Source organism: Orbaceae bacterium lpD04, assembly GCA_036251935.1.
GTDB lineage: Bacteria > Pseudomonadota > Gammaproteobacteria > Enterobacterales > Orbaceae > Orbus > Orbus wheelerorum.
On the sequence record CP133967.1, the window covers coordinates 2,366,327 to 2,383,014 of the forward strand.

Sequence of the window (16,688 nt, forward strand, 5' to 3'; positions counted from 1 at the left end):
CTGCTTCATTTTGTAGGGAATGATCGTTCTATCTCTTTATTTGTTCACAGTAATAAGACTATTGTTACATACTAACAAGCATCGATTGCCGAACAGTGCAGCCATTTATGAATGGTTTTATTTTTATTGGTTATGTATTCAATTTGATAAAAACTATTGCTATATTGTAATAATTTAACTTTATCACCTTTAATTAGATACATTTTTGTTTTATCAGATTCACTTGGCATATTAAATAAATAAGATTTATATAAAATCACATGGTTATTGCTATCCTTTGAACAACCATTAATCAAATTATTAATAATTATTTTATCTGGGAATAATAACGTTTTTTTAGGAAAATAAGATTCTCCATCAGGCGAACGAATTAGCTCCCAATTAAGATCACAATTAGAAAATTGAATTAAAGCCTGTCCATTTAAACCACCGAAATTGCTATTGAAATTAAATAAAATTTTATTTTCTATAAGCCTAGATGAAAAATTGATAGGACAATCTATTTTTTTACTGTAGTGAGAGATAGAGCATAATTCACCAATAACTTTATTATCTTTATCTATTTTTAAATTAATAGTGAATACTGAATAAGGTAATCCATCTTTAGCTAAATATACTTCATTATTCCAATCACCTTCTAATAAAAGTTGATTGGCGTTTGCTATGTTAATACTAAATAATACAAAAAGTATTACTTTTATATAATTAATCATCTATTTTCACCTTTAAACAGCCATCAACTCTATTTAGCCATTCCTGAGGGAGTTTATAGTTATTTTTAATATTGAGAATATTGTTTTTTAAATTAATCTCGCCTATTAATGTGCAGTCATATCGGGTGAACTACAGGCATCTTTCTCAACGGATATCAAAGATTTTTTACTAATGATATAAGCTATCGTCTAAAAATTGTTAAAGGCATTGCCTTTTATCCGTTGATGTATTTAATAATTTTAATAATGATTTTTTATCATAAAAAACAATATCATGATTTTCAGTGATAACATCTAGCCCTATAAAATCAGACTTATTTGTCATTCTTTGATAGACCTTCGAATTTTTAAATTGATACTGTTTATCTTTTGAAGAAACGATAATGTCATATTTTTCTGACATGTAATCATTTTGAGACAAATACCGTCGATAAATACTCAAATCATCTATTTTACCAATAAATATATCAAAAGGTTGGTTTAATGAATATTGATCAACTACTGAATAATCTGTAGTTTCAAATAACGGGTCTAGATAAAAATCAGGAATCAAGTCTTCAAGATCTAATTCATCAACAACTAATCGATGTTGGCCACAAAATGAATATTGTGTATTAATAAGATTTTTTAATCTACTACTGACATAAATACAATCAATAAAAATAGCCTTATTTTCAATAGACAATGTCATATATGCTTCAGTTCTCGTTGATGAACCGCTATAAAAATATAACGATGGTTTGTTATTCCAATCTAAAACACCACTATCAGTCATCCCTTTATGCCCAATGATATTTTTTAGTGTAATATTAAAATCATTACTTTCAACTTTTAGAATAGTTGGACTTAAAAATCCTTGCTTATCATAATCACAATCATAAGAGCTAAAATTATAGCTTTTATTGTTTTGATAAAAAACATGATGCTCATTAGGTTTTTTATTTAAACAATCATCTGTTGCGTAACAAATAAAACTATAACTTAAAAACACACACAAAAAAAACTGTCTAATCATCATAAAAATTCTCAGTAGCGGTAATTGATAATTATTCAGCATTATCAAACGAACGATAGAGTTTGGTATACAACCAAATTTTAGCTATTAGATATAACATATTAAACTAAATAACCTTTCACTTTGTCTATCTCTAAATAAGTAAAAAAATGAGTAGAACAAGCGTATTTACGTAGCTCCTGTAATCTATTTTCTAGATGAAGTTACACACATTATATTTATTTTAAAATTCAATATAGTAATCCTCGCCAAAGTATTAGACAGTACTTACCTATATAAATGCGCTATTTTGGTAGTACTGTTTTCACATTAATCTGGTGATATCTTGCCTTTATACTAAATTTAGTAAGACTTATTTTTATTAATTAGATATTAAGATTAAAATAATCACTCTACTTATTTTACCTATTCATATCATCAAAAAATTTTTTAATAGAAGCTGCATCTTTGTATTTACAAACTTGCTTATTTCCTAAATGATCAGTGCCACCGTCAATACAATTACTCAAAGGAGATATATTTATTTCGTCATCTAGGAATTGTTTAATATAAAGACCACCATTTTCTTCCAGAATAGAATTTGTAAAGGTTGAATAAGTAATTTGGTTATCACTAGTATTCTTAGTTAATACTAATATTGTTGCATCATCATTGTTGTACTTATAACCAAAAACGGATTGTATTTGCTCATTTATTCCATGCACAAATCCAACAACATTCATTTTATTATTTCCTAAATTATAATTGAGAATTAATCCTTGCTGTCCACTTCCACTCTCAACTGGTGGAAGAAAAAATAGAATAGACTTTTTATTATTGTATTCAACCAAAATTGGGGGATGAAGCATTACATGTTTATCATAAAAATTAGGATATTTAATTTCCTCACCACTTGAGTCTATACCAGAAGAAGAATAATCAACATCAATAGTCGATAATTTAAGTTGATTTATTCTAGTTACAGCATCGGTATTAGAAAATATAACCATCGCCAAAATGAAACTAAATACCTTCAAAAATTTTTTTCTCATGATATATTTCCTTGAAATTGTTTTGTCTATCTTGATAGCTTTTAGTATTTTTATTGATTATTTCTGTTATTAGATCAACGTTATCTGGTAAGCTTCCTTTATCTGCTAAATTATATAATTTATTTTTTATCCAAAAAAATACCCCTGAACGAACAATATATTTATAGTTAGTATGTAATAAGTTGGGGTCACTAACAGAATCAACTAATTCATCACTCCAAATAGACGGGTATTCATTATTAAAGCTAGTATAATTCAGTCTACCAGTTAATTGTTTTAATCCTCTACCTCGATATTTAAAACCATCGCCACTCTTTATATCACCATTTAGTAGACGATTTGCATATATTTTATTAGCTATTTCAATTTGTTTTTCTGTCGACACAAATTTATTACTACTATTGCTATATCCTAAAGATTCGGCTTCTGTTGGGTGCTTTGCAAAATAACTAAAATTTTTCAATGCTTTTATGCTATAAATAAAAACCTCTTCAACAGTAAGGTTAGTGCCAACTTCTTGTCTAACTTGTGCAAAAAAATGACTTAATCTTAGCGGTGTATTAAGTTTATATTCATCCATATGAGCATTTATATCATCAGCCATGAATTGTAATAAATCTTGTCTACTTTTAGGTACAGATGTAAAAATTTTTTTCAACATCTAAACTGTAATACCAAATGGGATCAAAAACTCCCTCATCCCCACCGGGTGCAAATACCATACTTTACCGCTTGCTGGTAGGCTAGATAGGGCGGGTTGATTAGTGGATGCTGTCTCTGTTGTCGTGTTTGCGGCAGCTTGCAGCGCTTGCGCTTGAGCAACCTCACTCCACCAGAGTGATGGTTTAATGCGCCACTGGTTGGGTTATGCCTGCTTTAGTGAGTTCATTTGTGATCGCTTGGCGTTTTTGCTCGGTCTGTTTTTGATAAAACGTATCAATCTCATTCCATTTGCTTAAACTGTCGTCGGCGTACCATTCACTTTCATAATTGATAGCTAATCGACCTATCATTTCTGCCGTCCAAGGGGTTTGTAATCCCATTTGTAGCTGTTTATGTGTAAAGGGCGGTAAAACGTAAGGCTGATTTTTATTTAATGGTGTATCGGTTAAAATATAATTCAGGGCTATCATTGACTCGCTGTAATCATTTAAATCTAATGTCATTTTGCGATTCGTTTGCAGCTTTTCAACCATGTTCGCGATATTTGCGGTTTCTTTAACTGTGTCAAAATCTGTCCATGCCCAAGGGCTAACGCGTTTAATATGTGGCTGTAAATATTCGCTCTCGCCTTTACTGATATTCACCCAACCTTTAATTGGCTCACCGTGCAAATTCCCCGCGGTAATATAGACCCAGTTATTGGCGTTATCGTCAATGGCGATATGATTTTCAGCTTTTATCGGAGCTAGTAATAGGCTATGCACTATAATATCAGTGTCAGTTTTATTTTGTCTGAGCAATATGTTTATTTTTTATTATATGTCTCATTAATATATTTTTTTACCTCAGCGGCTGTTTTATATTTAAAGTGAGATTCCTTTCCATCTGATTCACCTTCAAAGCCCCATAAATTACTATCTGTCATAAGATGCGTGTCTAATTGGATAATATTTTTGCTGGCATTCTCATAAGCATACACACGATAATCGTCACCGTTTATACCTAAAGCTCGATGCGTTATATTTCTTTTAACAATAACAAACAAATTTTTTTTTGAACCAATTTTTTGAAGAAAAACGGATTCTATGCTCATGTCTGGCTTCTGTCCATTTGATAAAATGACAAAATTTGCGCCATCAACATAGTATTTATCTATTATTTTTTTGTCACTACCACATTCCAATATAAAATTTATCGGGTACTCTAAATCCGAGGTATCTTGAAAATAAAATTTTCCATTATCACACCAAGATATATTAAATGGCCCATGAATAATAGTATCGTTTTGCTGACTAAAAACGAAGGATGAAAATACTAAACATAAAACAACGCATAAAATATGAAGTGCTTTTAACATATGCCTATTCCTCTTCTCTTAAACCAAATAATCTAGCAATTCGATTAAATCGCTGTTTTCTGTCAATATAACCATTTTGCCCACCATTAACTAGTTGAGTTACTTCTTGAACGGTTCCTGATTTAGCTAAATCACGTAGGTTCACGAATGTATTTACTGTGGGATTGGGTTTTCCTGTTTTAGTAAACCAAAATACAAACGCTGATTCAATACCATATTGCATTGAACTTATAAGTAAATCTGGGTTAGCTACAAAATCTTGAATATCATCTGGATTATTTCGATTATGAACTCTAGTAAAATTGCGATAGGCATCCTTTCCCGTTAATTGAATAACTCCTCGCCCTCTATAGCGATAGCCATCTCCAGATGATTCATCGCCATTACCCATTCTATTGGCATAAACGTAATTACCTAAGTGTTCTGGATTTTTTTCATAATAGGCGGTATTTGTCCACAATTTGGGTCTAAGCTGTCCTAAATCGCAACTATCAGTCTTTTCATTATAGTGAGTTTCTCCTTTCTTACAACCAAGCTTCAATTTCATTCTATGAGCTGTATAACCTAAGTCTTCATTTATAATCCTAAATCCACTTTCATGAGCAATTTGTGATAGAAAATGAGCTATTTCTTTAGCTTCAGTCAATTTGTACACTACAGCATACTGATTAAGAGAAGGCAATATTTCATTATAATAGGCTTTCGAGCCACTAGGATGAGCAGCTAATAACATTTCCATTGTTATCAATAAGTCGCTAATAACAAACTCCCTCATCCCCACCGGATGCAAATACCATACTTTACCGCTTGCTGGTAGGCTAGATAGTACAGGTTGATTAGTGGATGCTGTATTTGTTGTCGTGTTTGAGGCGACTTGCACCGCTTGCGCTTTAGCAACCTCACTCCACCAGAGTGATGGTTTGATGCGTTGCTGTTTTTCGAGTTGCCATTCGCTCAGTTGATATTCCGATTTTTCATCCAGTATTTTACACGCATGTTGATGTGCTGCTGGTTGGGTTATGCCTGCTTTGGTTAACTCATCAATAATTGATTGCCGTTTTTGCTCAGTCTGTTTTTGATAGAAAGTATCAATTTCATTCCATTTGCTTAAGCTGTCGTCGGCGTACCATTCGCTTTCATAATTGATAGCTAATCGACCTATCATTTCAGCCGTCCAAGGGGTTTGTAATCCCATTTGTAACTGTTTATGGGTAAAGGGCGGTAAAACGTAAGGTAGATTTTTATTTAATGGTGTATCGGTTAAAATATAATGCAGGGCTATCATTGACTCGCTGTAATCATTTAAATCTAATGTCATTTTGCGATTCGTTTGCAGCTTTTCAACCATGTTAGCAATACTTGCTGTTTCTTTAACTGTGTCAAAATCTGTCCATGCCCAAGGGCTGACGCGTTTAATATGTGGCTGTAAATATTCACTCTCGCCTTTACTGATATTCACCCAACCTTTAATTGGCTCACCGTGCAAATTCCCCGTGGTAATATAGGCCCAGTTAGTGGCGTTATCATCAATGGCGATATGATTTTCAGCCTTAATTGATGCGAGCGGTAATGTAAGAGGGTAATAAACGGTATTTGAATCATTTGCCGTTGGTAAGTTTGCTAAGGTTAACGGAAACTCGCTCCAACTTATTATTGATTGATTTAGTTGACCGTCACGCCCTAAATGTATGACATCGAGTGATTTAACCCAACGCGGTTTATCACCGACTAAATTAAAACGGATTTCAACGTTATCAAGATAACTCGTTTCCCTATCTAACGTAAATAACTGACCATTATTTTCAAAAGGAGAATCAGTGGTATAACCAATAAGTTCGACCGTATCAGGGATGTTAGCAACCGTTAACTCTGGATATTGAATTTGATAATAGCGAATTAACGCTGCCTTATCATCCGCCGTTAAACGGTAATGAACAGGCTGACTAATACCGATAGTATCCAACTCACCTGTTTTGAGTGATGTGGGCGTAATCACGTTATCAGGAGTACATTGATAGCGATTTAAGCTCAGTTTATAATAGATGAAGGCCTTTACATAACAGCTTTGACTTACCGAGCCCATCACGTTAATCCATCTACCACTTTGAATTAGCTCATCTGACGCACTTTCATTAATTAACTGAGCGCCTTTCTCGACTAATATTAGCGTTTTCTCACTCTCGGGTAATTTATCTGCCAATGCTCGTGTTTTTGTGATGAACGACGGTAAATCATCGCCAGTAAATAGCTCAAAATGCCCTTGCCTGATTAACCGTTCATCAGAAGGACGCTTTTGCGTAGCCAGCGCAGGTGTTTTCGGTTGTAAAAACTGACCATTACGGCTCACATTATGACCTAAATAACCGATAAAATCGCCGCCACTGATGGCGGCAGGCGTATCGAGCACGACCACCTTATCAAACTCTTTTGGTTGGTAGTCGAGTGATATTAAGTTTGATATTTTAACCCAACCCTTGTGAGGTGATTCAGTCCTTTCACTACTTTCGACTTTTAAGGCTGAAGGCACATAATTCCCTTCAATTTTTTTAATCTTAGCATAGCCGTTTTCTTGCCCATCAAACACAAAAAGCGTGGCTTTGGGTAAATAAGCTAATACTTCTTTACCATCTTGATTGGCATAGACCGCAATACCAGCGACGGTTGCTTCTGGTGAACCAATTTTATCGTTATTTTCTTTATTTACCGTATAAACCGTATTTTTATGAGCTTGTGGTTCAGACTCAATGGTGCCGATTTCTTTGCCAAAAACATAACCTGTTATCAACACTAAATCTGAGTGAAACGTCCCATTATTGTTTACTAAGCCACCTTCAACAATCGATTCTAATTTATACCATCCTGTCTTACCAATTTGGTCGCCAAGCTTGATTTTACTGCCTTTAAGTAATAATGCGACGCCGGTGGTTTTTGGACCATTTTGGCGGACAATAGTGCCTTTAATTCGGTCTTTGCTCTGGTTGCTCACCCGGCCTGACGTTAAGTGCCAGTAATTGGGATGTACGACTTGGTTTTCTTTCGCTAGTTGCTGATAACCATACCAATCAAGCTGGTGCATATATAAGCTATAAAGGGTAATACTAGGCGGTGAATCTGTTTCACCCGCGACTTTTGGCATCACAAAATAATGACGCACTAAGGTAAAACCGGTTGAGAAATAGGCCACGCTTTCTCTATCATGCCTTAACGGCGCGGAAACAGCTGGGTTTTCATTATAGGTCACTTTTGGGTAAACCGAGTTAACCCGATAAGCGATAACCTCACCATTTGCCATGCAGCGAATTTTGTTGTCATTACGATTGACGGTTTTAAATACGCCATCGTCAATATGAATACCACCATGCCATAATCCATTTTCCCCAAAAGGATAAAAACCACTTTTGGCATCAGATAGCGCACGATAATAGGCATTTTGACTTAATTCTTTATTACCAACAGGAAACACAAAATTCGTTATTTTTTTGATTGTCATGGTTGCGATATCCCTTCGTCACTACTGAGAAAAGTTTATTGAGTCAAATGAGACTAATTTCTGTAATAGTATATCCAGTTCCTTATTATCGATATTCATTATTGTTTAACTATTTTGGGTTCTAGCCTCATTTTTACAATGCGTAGTTTTGTGCTTTCAGTTCAGCTAAGGCTTAGTTAGCAAATAGCCTTATTCTGATCTAATGACTAAAAATACCAACTACCTTAAGTGAGGCTATGATTATGGTATTGTAAGCGCATGTCGGTTGTGGTGAATAAAACCAAATTTGCGAGCAAATATAGGTAACTTATTATCTAAACTGTCAATCATCGCCTCTCCCCTTTTATCATGTTGCATTTTCTATTATCTATTATCTATTTTTGTTGGTAGCTTTAATTGATTTTTTAGTCGATAGCGCTAACCATTGTAAATGGAAAACTTCATAAAGTTTAATGATTATTTTGATAATATTAAATATTGGTGATTTTTCTACTGTTATAAAATGCGATATAGACATTGTTAAACCTGAATATTTTGTTAACTTTCGCCCTGTTAAGATACCTTTTCAATCAAAATTTGTACTTGGTACTTGAATTCAAGGCCGCTAAATTAAAGTCTAAATCCGATAGCTATTTATTGGGTATCACTTTTTTTGCAACTAGCCAAAATAAGATAAAAATGCCAATTGCGTAAAGGCTTTTATAGCCAATGACAAAAAGTAAGCCAATACAAATTAATGTACATACGATTGCCAGTATGCGCAGTTTAGCTTGAAGTAATTTAATTGCCGAGATCATGGCTAAAAGATAAATCAAAACAAAAACGCCGTTAGCGTATTCCAGCATACTATTAAGTGGAATGGTAAAAAAATAAATTAATAATAGAAAAAAGAGGCTTAATAAAACCACTAAGCTTAAAGCATTAACAGGAGTATAACGGCGTGATAGCTTAGCAAAAGGGCTACTAGGGTAATCGATTTCAGCTTGTGCCCAAACAAGCCTTGCAAAGCTTTGACAGTAGATATTAATCGAGGCAAAGCAGGCTAAATAGCCAATAAGACAAAATATCCACAAAGCTTGTTTGCCAAATAATGTTTCGATAATTTGCGGTAATGCCGCGGTTGCAATCGTGGAATTAGGCGCCAAAAAGATCACTGCAGCAGTGCATGCCCAGTAAACAAAACCAGCTAAAATAAGGCCTAAAATTAATGCCTTAGCAAAATCTTTTTCAGGTCGCTTAAACTCAGTTGATAAATGAACAAAGGCTTCAAGGCCGACAAAACACCAAAACATAACCGCTAACGCGCTAATGATAGGCATTATTTTAACATCAGTAATATTTGGCCATTCAACTGTCAAAACTGAGGGCGATGAAGAAAAACAGATTGCCAACACTAAAGCAATAATTAACAGCGTAATAATCGATTGGATCCAGCCACTCGCACCAGCGCCAAATAAGCCGATCACCCAAATCAATAATAACGTTACAATTTGAATAAGCAGTTCAGCTACTGGCGATAATTCCAAAAGCGAACTGAAAAACCCTGTTGCAATATAAAGCGACGCAGGCAAACCAAATGGGATCACCGATAAAAATGACCAACTGGTTACTCGGCCTAAATGGGGATTAAATGCTTTAGAGATAAAGTAAGCAACGCCACCAGCATTTGGGTAATGTTTACCTAACTCAGCAAAGATAATTGCAATTGGAAAAACCAGAATTAACAGTATTGACCATGCCCATAAACCATCTTGACCAGCAATTTGTGCAACAATCGCCGGCACGGCAAATACGCCAGTGCCAAGCAACGAGGTGGCAAGTAAACCAATTCCTTGTAGTAAACTCAGTTCTTTTTTTAGCTCGTTCATTGCTTATTATTTATTATTGTTACCGAGCAGTTCGCTCTTTTACTATCAACTAAAAAAACAGCGATTATTTTCGCTGCTAGTTAAATTAGTGCTGATTTTTTATCGCATTAATAATATTGGTTGTTGAGCAGCCATCTTCAAAATTGAGCACTTTAACTTCGCCGCCCGCAGCAATAACTTCTTTACCACCCGCGATTTGATCAGGCATATAATCGCCGCCTTTAACTAAGATATCAGGCAAGATATTGGCGATTAAACGTTGTGGCGTCTCTTCTTCAAACGGTACAACCCAATCGACTGAGTCAAGAGCGCCAAGCACAATCATGCGCTGCATTAATGGATTAATCGGCCTTGATTGACCTTTCAATTTTTTAACTGAGCTATCACTATTAACGGCAACAATTAAGCGATCACCTAATTTACGTGCATTTGCCAAATAAGAGACGTGCCCAGCGTGCAAAATATCAAAGCAGCCATTTGTCATCACAATGCGCTCACCGCGTTTACGCGCTTTAGCGACCGCATCTTTGAGTTCATCTTCACTCATAACGCCAAAACCATTGTCCGCTCTAGCGCGAATAGCGTCTTCAAGTTCAACTTGTGACACGGTAGAGGTACCTAATTTACCGACAACAACCCCTGCTGCTGCATTAGCTAAAAAGCAGCTTTCTTCAAGTGTGCAGCCCGTTGATAAAGCCGCAGCTAAAGATGCGATAACCGTATCGCCAGCGCCAGTTACGTCAAAAACTTCTTTGGCTTGGGTAGGTAAATGATAAATAGGTTTACCTATTTGTAATAAGGTCATGCCCTTTTCACTACGCGTAATGAGTAATGCTTTTAGCTGATAATCTTCAATTAACTGATAGCCTTTTTCAACAATATCATCATCGGTTTCACAAAGCCCAACAACCGCTTCAAATTCAGACATATTTGGCGTTAATAAGGTTGCGCCACGATAACGTTCAAAATCAGTCCCTTTAGGATCAACCAAAACCGGAATATTTGCCTGATTAGCCAGTTTAATCATCGTTTGCACTGAGCTTAACACTCCTTTAGCATAATCAGATAGGATCATTACTTTTGACTGCGGTAAGGCTTTTTTAATTCGTTCAAGTAGCTCGGTTGGATCAACTTTACCAAAACCCTCTTCAAAATCGAGGCGAATGAGTTGCTGATTACGAGACAATACACGTAGTTTTGTTATTGTTGGATGAGAAGAAAGCGCAACAAAATCACAGGTAACATGCTGTTTAACCAGCTGCTCGTCAAGGATCCTAGCGGCCTCATCAATGCCCGTTAACCCAATTAGCCGAGCCTCGCCGCCAAGTGCCGTGATATTCATCGCCACGTTAGCCGCGCCGCCAGGGCGCTCTTCTAATGCATCGATTTTTACAACCGGTACTGGGGCTTCGGGTGAAATGCGACTCGTCGCGCCATACCAATAACGATCAAGCATAATATCGCCAACAACTAATACATTTGCAACACTAAAATCAGGCAAACTGCTTTTCATTATCAAATCCTACTCATCAAGTTCTTGTTTATCATCAGCCTCTTGTCGAGGTTTATAAAATTTAGCAAAAAATAACCCAATTTCAAACAGTAAACACATTGGGATCGCAAGTAATGTTTGCGAAAAAATATCAGGGGGGGTTAAAAACATCGCCACAATAAAAACACCAACAATAATATACGGGCGTTTCTTTTTTAAACTTTTTGGCGACGTAACACCCGACCAACATAATAAAATAATGGCTACCGGCACTTCAAAAGCAAAACCAAATACCACAAATAATGTCATCACAAAATCAAGGTATTTAGTAATATCGGTATTAATTGCAATATCGGCAGGTGCGGTATTTATAAAAAAGTAAAATGCCAGCGGAAAAACAATAAAATAGGCAAAAGCAAGGCCTATATAAAATAATGTGGTGCTTGAAATAACTAATGGCAATATTAAGCGGCGCTCTTTTTGATAGAGGGCGGGCGCAACAAATCCCCAAACTTGAAAAAGTAAATAAGGGATAGAAACAAATAAGGCTACAATTGCCGTTAACTTAATTGGCGTAAAAAAAGGCGCGGCGATATCTGTTGCGATCATCACGCTGCCTTTTGGCAATTGCCTGACAAGGGGATTTGCAACAATCGAGTATATCTCATTAGAAAAGTAGAGTAAGGCTAAAAATATAGCCATAACACAAATTATACAGCGTAATAAACGGGTACGCAGTTCAATAAGGTGACCAATTAGTGGCTGAGCATTATCATCTGACATTATCGTCTTTCCCTATACTGACAGAAGATTGTCCTATAGCACCTGCTTGATTAGTGACATTACGCTTAGATGGATCTAATTGCTCAACGCTATGAGTAACGTCATTGACAGAAGACTTAACTTGGTCGGCGGTATCGTAAAAATCTTTTTGAATTGACTTAGCAACGCGTTTTAGCTCATCAATTGATGCTTTTATTTCTGGTGTGATATTATCCAAGCCGCTTTTTTCAGCTTGTTTCAAGCTATCTTGCAATTCTTGTAATCTTAGTTCTTTATTAAGCTCCAATTGCACAGTCGCGGAAAGGCGCCTAAGCGCTTTAACCCAGCTTGCAACGGTTTTGATTGCTTTAGGTAACCTTGCTGGCCCTAAAACAACCAATGCAATAATCAAAACAAGAATTAATTTACCCAAGCTAAGATCAAACACAACTTACTCTTTTTTGTCGTTGTTTTGATTGCTTTCTAAACCTTCAGATTTTTTATCAGATGGAAAATCAGCATCATTGCGGCTGTCTTTTTTCTCATCATCATCACTCATCTCTTTTTTTAGCCCTTTAATTGCGGCACCTAAGTCAGAACCAATAGTGCGAAGTCTTTTAGTTCCAAAAATTAATACCACGACAGCAAGTACGATAAGTAACTTTGTCCAACTTATCATCATAGTTAGCACTCCATTAATTGATAAAATATATAGCACATCATACACCTAATTTTAGGCAAAGTGTATGATGCTTAGTTTTGTGATTATATACTGCTAATCAAACCATATGCAAAATAAGAACGATTATTTGGTATTCTTTTGAGACTTTTTTACTTTATTTTTTATTTTTGCCTGCTAATTAGGCAAAATGAGTACAGTAAATAAATTGTACTAAACATTTAAATCAATATTAATGTAATAAAAAACTCAATATTGTAACAATAACAACCAGCCCAATAGTTAATTGCCATAACCGAGTCTGTTTTCTTGTCGTTGTTGCTAATTGCTTATTAAGTTTCGCAACTTGTAACATAAGCTGCTGATTATCCTTTTGATATTGTTTGATTTTATTTGGTAAGTCGGGCAAAACTTCTTGCCACTGTGGTAACGTATCAATAAATTGTTTCGTTATATGCTTAACACTTATCTGCTCTTGATACCATGATTCTAAAAATGGCTTAGCAGTAGACCAAAGATCTAATTGAGGATAAAGCTGACGACCAAGGCCTTCAATATAAAATAATGTTTTTTCAAGCAATACCAACTGCGGCTGAATCACCATCTCAAACTGCCTTGCAACTTTAAAGAGGTTAAATAGCACTTGTGCAAATGAAATTTCACCCAGTGGCTTGGCAAAAATAGGTTCACAAACTGTGCGCATAGCTGCTTCTAAAGCTAATGCATCGGTGTTTTCAGGCACCCAACTTGATGAAATATAAAGCTGAGCAATGGTTTGATAATCACGATTAAAAAAGGCGATAAAATTTTGCGCTAAAAAGCGCTGATCTTCACGGCTGAGTTCACCAACAATCGCACAATCAATGCCAATATAGCGCGGGTCAACTGGCACTTTTGCATCGATAAAAATATTACCCGGATGCATATCGGCATGAAAAAAGTTATCTCGAAATACTTGGGTAAAAAACACATTAACGCCGCGCTCAGCAAGTAACTTGAGATTAACATTATTGGCTTTAAGCTGCGCGATATCTGCAATTGGGATCCCCATAATGCGCTCTTCTACCAATATATTTTTACGGCAGAGTTCAGGATAAACATAAGGAATATAAAGCATGTCGCTATTGATAAAATTATTACGTAAACGCCTTGTATTTTCAGCTTCTTGCAGTAAGTTTAATTCTTTTAAGATGGTGATCTCATAATCACTAACAACTTCTGCTGCTCGTAATCTTTTACCGTCAGGCAAATATTTTTCACTCTGCTGCGCTAACCAATACATTACCGCAATATCCGCGTTAATAATTGGCATCAAATTTGGGCGAAGGACTTTTATTACAATCTTTGCACCGCTTTGTTTTAGTGTCGCACAGTGCACCTGCGCTATTGAGGCTGAAGCTAATGCAATAGGATCAAAGTCAGCAAAATGCTGTTCAATTGGGCAATCTAAGGCTTGTTCGATAATTTTTTTGGCAACAAGTCCATCAAAAGCAGGCACTTGATCTTGTAACATCGCCAGTTCGCAAGCAACGTCATCAGGCAGCAGATCACGGCGAGTAGATAACATTTGGCCAAACTTGATCCAAATAGGACCCAGCTCTTGTAAAGCTAGCTTTAATCGCTCGCCGCTCGCTTTATTCTTGGCTCGTTTTCTTACCCAAAAAAGTAAACCTAATAATGATTTAAATTTAGTGGAATAAACTGATTTAGGTAATAATTCAGCTAATTGATAAGCTTTAAACGTTACAAGAATTTTATATAGTCTTAGAAATTTCATCATACAATTTAAAATTTAAAGCCAACATGTAAAGCAACAATGCCGCCCGTCATATTATGGTATTGAACGTCTCTAAAGCCGACATCATTCATCATCTGTTTAAGTTTAATTTGATCAGGATGCATTCGAATTGACTCAGCCAAATAACGATAACTATCAGAATCGTTAGCAACTAATTTGCCAATTAAAGGTAACATAGTAAAAGAATAAAGATCATAAGCTTTACTTAATAACTTATATTCTGGTTTAGAAAATTCTAAAATAAGTAGACGTCCACCTGGTTTTAATACCCGCCACATAGAAGCCAGCGCTTTATCTTTATTGGTCACATTACGTAAACCAAATGAGATGGTAATACAATCAAATGTATTATCGGCAAACGGCAGTGCTTCAGCGTTTGCTTGAACATATTCAATATTTTTAAATAGCCCTTTATCGCGTAATTTATCACGCCCTACTCGAAGCATGGCTTGATTTATATCAGCAAGAACAACTAAGCCATCATCGCCAACAAGTTTAGAGAACTTAGCTGTTAAATCCCCTGTTCCGCCGGCTAAATCTAATACCGTTTGGCCTTGCCTAACACCGCTATATTCAATGGTTATTTTCTTCCAAATACGATGAATGCCAAATGACATTAAATCATTCATGACATCGTATTTATCAGCAACAGAATTAAATACATCTGCAACACGTTTTTCTTTATCTTGTGTTGGAACTTGCTCATAACCAAAATCAATGGTTTCTTGATTGTTATTAGCGTTTTTCCCATCTGGAGTTTTTGACATAATGATCTATACCATAACAAAATTTCAGCTATTTTATCACAGAGTCTAGCACTGTACTATTTTTAGTGTAGATAATTAGCTTAGCTGTTTATTAATCATATCAACCGCCTTTTCAAAAACAGTGAGTGATGAATCACTTTGCTTAAAACAGCTCGCATCAATAACTTGGTCGAAATAGTAATTATCTTCTAATTTTTGTAAAATTTTACTGCTTTTCTCAAACGCTTTGCGATAAAAATCATGTAAGGTTTGAAAATCGAGAGAAGTGAATATGATTTGATTTGCTAACGGCATCGCCTCATCAAGTCGCTGTGCATGTAATAGAGCAATACGAATATAATCAGATTCATTTAAAACTAATTTATTATTATGCAAATGTTGATGCTGAATATAGTTAATATAACCATTAGAAACATACTGCGTATTATAAATATTAGCGAGCTGTTTTGGTAACTTATCAAATTGTTTATCACCAATAATTGCAATACGTTTAATAAAAAACGGCTTGGCAGCCTTAGCAATAAATTGCCAATTTTGATAGGGCTCACTACGAATTTTCGTGGCGCTAATGTTTATAAATTGCCTATCTGCATCAACCAATTTAACCTCACAATTAAAGTAAAGTTGATGATTTTTTGCATCTTGAGATTCACTGGTAAAAACAACCGTTGGCGTGACTTGGTGTTTTTGCAAAATGGCGTTCACTCGGTCACTCCAATCTTGCCAACCATTAGGATAGTAGGCGATATTCTCTTCATCTAAAACATGAATATGAATATTACGGCGATTTTTAAATGTTTCTTGTAACCAATAAAGACGATCTTTAACTTGTGGTTGCCTTGGCATATGACTATTTTCAAACAAACTTAAATCTCGAGCTTGTTCACAGCCTAAAAAAACATGCAACTCATCAACTTGGCTTACTGCTTTCTCAATGAGATAAATGTGTCCGCAATGAAGTGGATAAAATTTACCAAAGATTAAGCCAACTTGACGTTTATTCGTTGAGTGAATATTCATAGGATATCGAAATTATTGTGGTTGGTGATTATA

Annotated in this window: 15 protein-coding genes; all 15 read right to left on the reverse strand. The window is 35.4% G+C overall.

Annotation, left to right across the window (positions count from 1 at the left end):
- Positions 1–71: 71 nt before the first annotated feature.
- The 15 genes from RHO14_10470 to nadR all read right to left on the reverse strand — a co-directional run bounded on the left by RHO14_10470 (position 72) and on the right by nadR (position 16,655).
- Positions 72–713, reverse strand: a complete 642-nt coding sequence (locus RHO14_10470; GenBank protein ID WVD70777.1) for a hypothetical protein — start codon at positions 711–713, stop codon at positions 72–74.
- A gap of 199 nt (positions 714–912) precedes the next feature.
- Positions 913–1,731, reverse strand: a complete 819-nt coding sequence (locus RHO14_10475) for a hypothetical protein (protein WVD70778.1) — start codon at positions 1,729–1,731, stop codon at positions 913–915.
- 398 nt (positions 1,732–2,129) lie between these two features.
- Positions 2,130–2,759: a hypothetical protein gene (locus RHO14_10480; protein ID WVD70779.1), complete on the reverse strand. Its 630-nt coding sequence runs from the start codon at positions 2,757–2,759 to the stop codon at positions 2,130–2,132.
- Positions 2,731–3,420, reverse strand: coding sequence for a hypothetical protein (locus RHO14_10485; GenBank protein WVD70780.1), 690 nt, complete (start codon positions 3,418–3,420; stop codon positions 2,731–2,733). The genes RHO14_10480 and RHO14_10485 overlap by 29 nt, the downstream gene beginning before the upstream one ends.
- 184 nt (positions 3,421–3,604) lie before the next feature.
- Positions 3,605–4,186, reverse strand: a complete 582-nt coding sequence (locus RHO14_10490) for a hypothetical protein (GenBank protein WVD70781.1) — start codon at positions 4,184–4,186, stop codon at positions 3,605–3,607.
- Positions 4,187–4,227: 41 nt separating this feature from the next.
- Complete coding sequence (locus tag RHO14_10495) at positions 4,228–4,779, reverse strand: hypothetical protein (protein WVD70782.1); 552 nt, start codon at positions 4,777–4,779, stop codon at positions 4,228–4,230.
- Between the two features lie 4 nt (positions 4,780–4,783).
- Positions 4,784–8,269 (reverse strand): hypothetical protein, encoded by a 3,486-nt coding sequence (locus RHO14_10500; protein WVD70783.1) that lies wholly within the window; start codon positions 8,267–8,269, stop codon positions 4,784–4,786.
- Positions 8,270–8,898: 629 nt separating this feature from the next.
- The gene (gene yjeH, locus RHO14_10505; protein ID WVD70784.1) at positions 8,899–10,137 is read right to left on the reverse strand and encodes an L-methionine/branched-chain amino acid transporter; all 1,239 of its coding nucleotides are present in this window, start codon (positions 10,135–10,137) and stop codon (positions 8,899–8,901) included.
- Positions 10,138–10,222: 85 nt separating this feature from the next.
- Positions 10,223–11,650, reverse strand: a complete 1,428-nt coding sequence (gene hldE, locus RHO14_10510; GenBank protein WVD70785.1) for a bifunctional D-glycero-beta-D-manno-heptose-7-phosphate kinase/D-glycero-beta-D-manno-heptose 1-phosphate adenylyltransferase HldE — start codon at positions 11,648–11,650, stop codon at positions 10,223–10,225.
- A gap of 9 nt (positions 11,651–11,659) precedes the next feature.
- Entirely contained in the window at positions 11,660–12,412 is a 753-nt protein-coding gene (gene tatC, locus RHO14_10515; protein ID WVD70786.1) for a twin-arginine translocase subunit TatC, read from the reverse strand.
- Complete coding sequence (gene tatB / locus RHO14_10520) at positions 12,402–12,839, reverse strand: Sec-independent protein translocase protein TatB (GenBank protein WVD70787.1); 438 nt, start codon at positions 12,837–12,839, stop codon at positions 12,402–12,404. Before tatB ends, tatC begins: the two co-directional genes overlap by 11 nt.
- A 3-nt stretch (positions 12,840–12,842) precedes the next feature.
- A complete protein-coding gene (gene tatA, locus RHO14_10525) occupies positions 12,843–13,073 on the reverse strand; it encodes a twin-arginine translocase TatA/TatE family subunit (protein ID WVD70788.1) in 231 nt (76 codons plus the stop codon).
- Positions 13,074–13,302: 229 nt separating this feature from the next.
- Positions 13,303–14,850 (reverse strand): ubiquinone biosynthesis regulatory protein kinase UbiB, encoded by a 1,548-nt coding sequence (gene ubiB, locus RHO14_10530; GenBank protein ID WVD70789.1) that lies wholly within the window; start codon positions 14,848–14,850, stop codon positions 13,303–13,305.
- A 5-nt stretch (positions 14,851–14,855) separates the two neighbouring features.
- Complete coding sequence (gene ubiE / locus RHO14_10535; GenBank protein WVD70790.1) at positions 14,856–15,635, reverse strand: bifunctional demethylmenaquinone methyltransferase/2-methoxy-6-polyprenyl-1,4-benzoquinol methylase UbiE; 780 nt, start codon at positions 15,633–15,635, stop codon at positions 14,856–14,858.
- Between the two features lie 75 nt (positions 15,636–15,710).
- Positions 15,711–16,655 carry a multifunctional transcriptional regulator/nicotinamide-nucleotide adenylyltransferase/ribosylnicotinamide kinase NadR gene (nadR, locus tag RHO14_10540; GenBank protein ID WVD70791.1) on the reverse strand — a complete coding sequence of 315 codons (945 nt, stop codon included), beginning with the start codon at positions 16,653–16,655 and terminating at the stop codon, positions 15,711–15,713.
- Between the last annotated feature and the right edge of the window lie 33 nt (positions 16,656–16,688).

Coding starts and splice junctions, on each gene's coding strand:
- tatA (WVD70788.1), bottom strand. CDS start 13,073: ATGATGATAAGTTGGACAAAGTTACTTATCGTACTTGCTGTCGTGGTA.
- hldE (WVD70785.1), bottom strand. CDS start 11,650: ATGAAAAGCAGTTTGCCTGATTTTAGTGTTGCAAATGTATTAGTTGTT.
- yjeH (WVD70784.1), bottom strand. CDS start 10,137: ATGAACGAGCTAAAAAAAGAACTGAGTTTACTACAAGGAATTGGTTTA.
- tatC (WVD70786.1), bottom strand. CDS start 12,412: ATGTCAGATGATAATGCTCAGCCACTAATTGGTCACCTTATTGAACTG.
- nadR (WVD70791.1), bottom strand. CDS start 16,655: ATGAATATTCACTCAACGAATAAACGTCAAGTTGGCTTAATCTTTGGT.
- RHO14_10485 (WVD70780.1), bottom strand. CDS start 3,420: ATGTTGAAAAAAATTTTTACATCTGTACCTAAAAGTAGACAAGATTTA.
- ubiE (WVD70790.1), bottom strand. CDS start 15,635: ATGTCAAAAACTCCAGATGGGAAAAACGCTAATAACAATCAAGAAACC.
- RHO14_10500 (WVD70783.1), bottom strand. CDS start 8,269: ATGACAATCAAAAAAATAACGAATTTTGTGTTTCCTGTTGGTAATAAA.
- RHO14_10480 (WVD70779.1), bottom strand. CDS start 2,759: ATGAGAAAAAAATTTTTGAAGGTATTTAGTTTCATTTTGGCGATGGTT.
- ubiB (WVD70789.1), bottom strand. CDS start 14,850: ATGATGAAATTTCTAAGACTATATAAAATTCTTGTAACGTTTAAAGCT.
- RHO14_10495 (WVD70782.1), bottom strand. CDS start 4,779: ATGTTAAAAGCACTTCATATTTTATGCGTTGTTTTATGTTTAGTATTT.
- RHO14_10475 (WVD70778.1), bottom strand. CDS start 1,731: ATGATGATTAGACAGTTTTTTTTGTGTGTGTTTTTAAGTTATAGTTTT.
- RHO14_10470 (WVD70777.1), bottom strand. CDS start 713: ATGATTAATTATATAAAAGTAATACTTTTTGTATTATTTAGTATTAAC.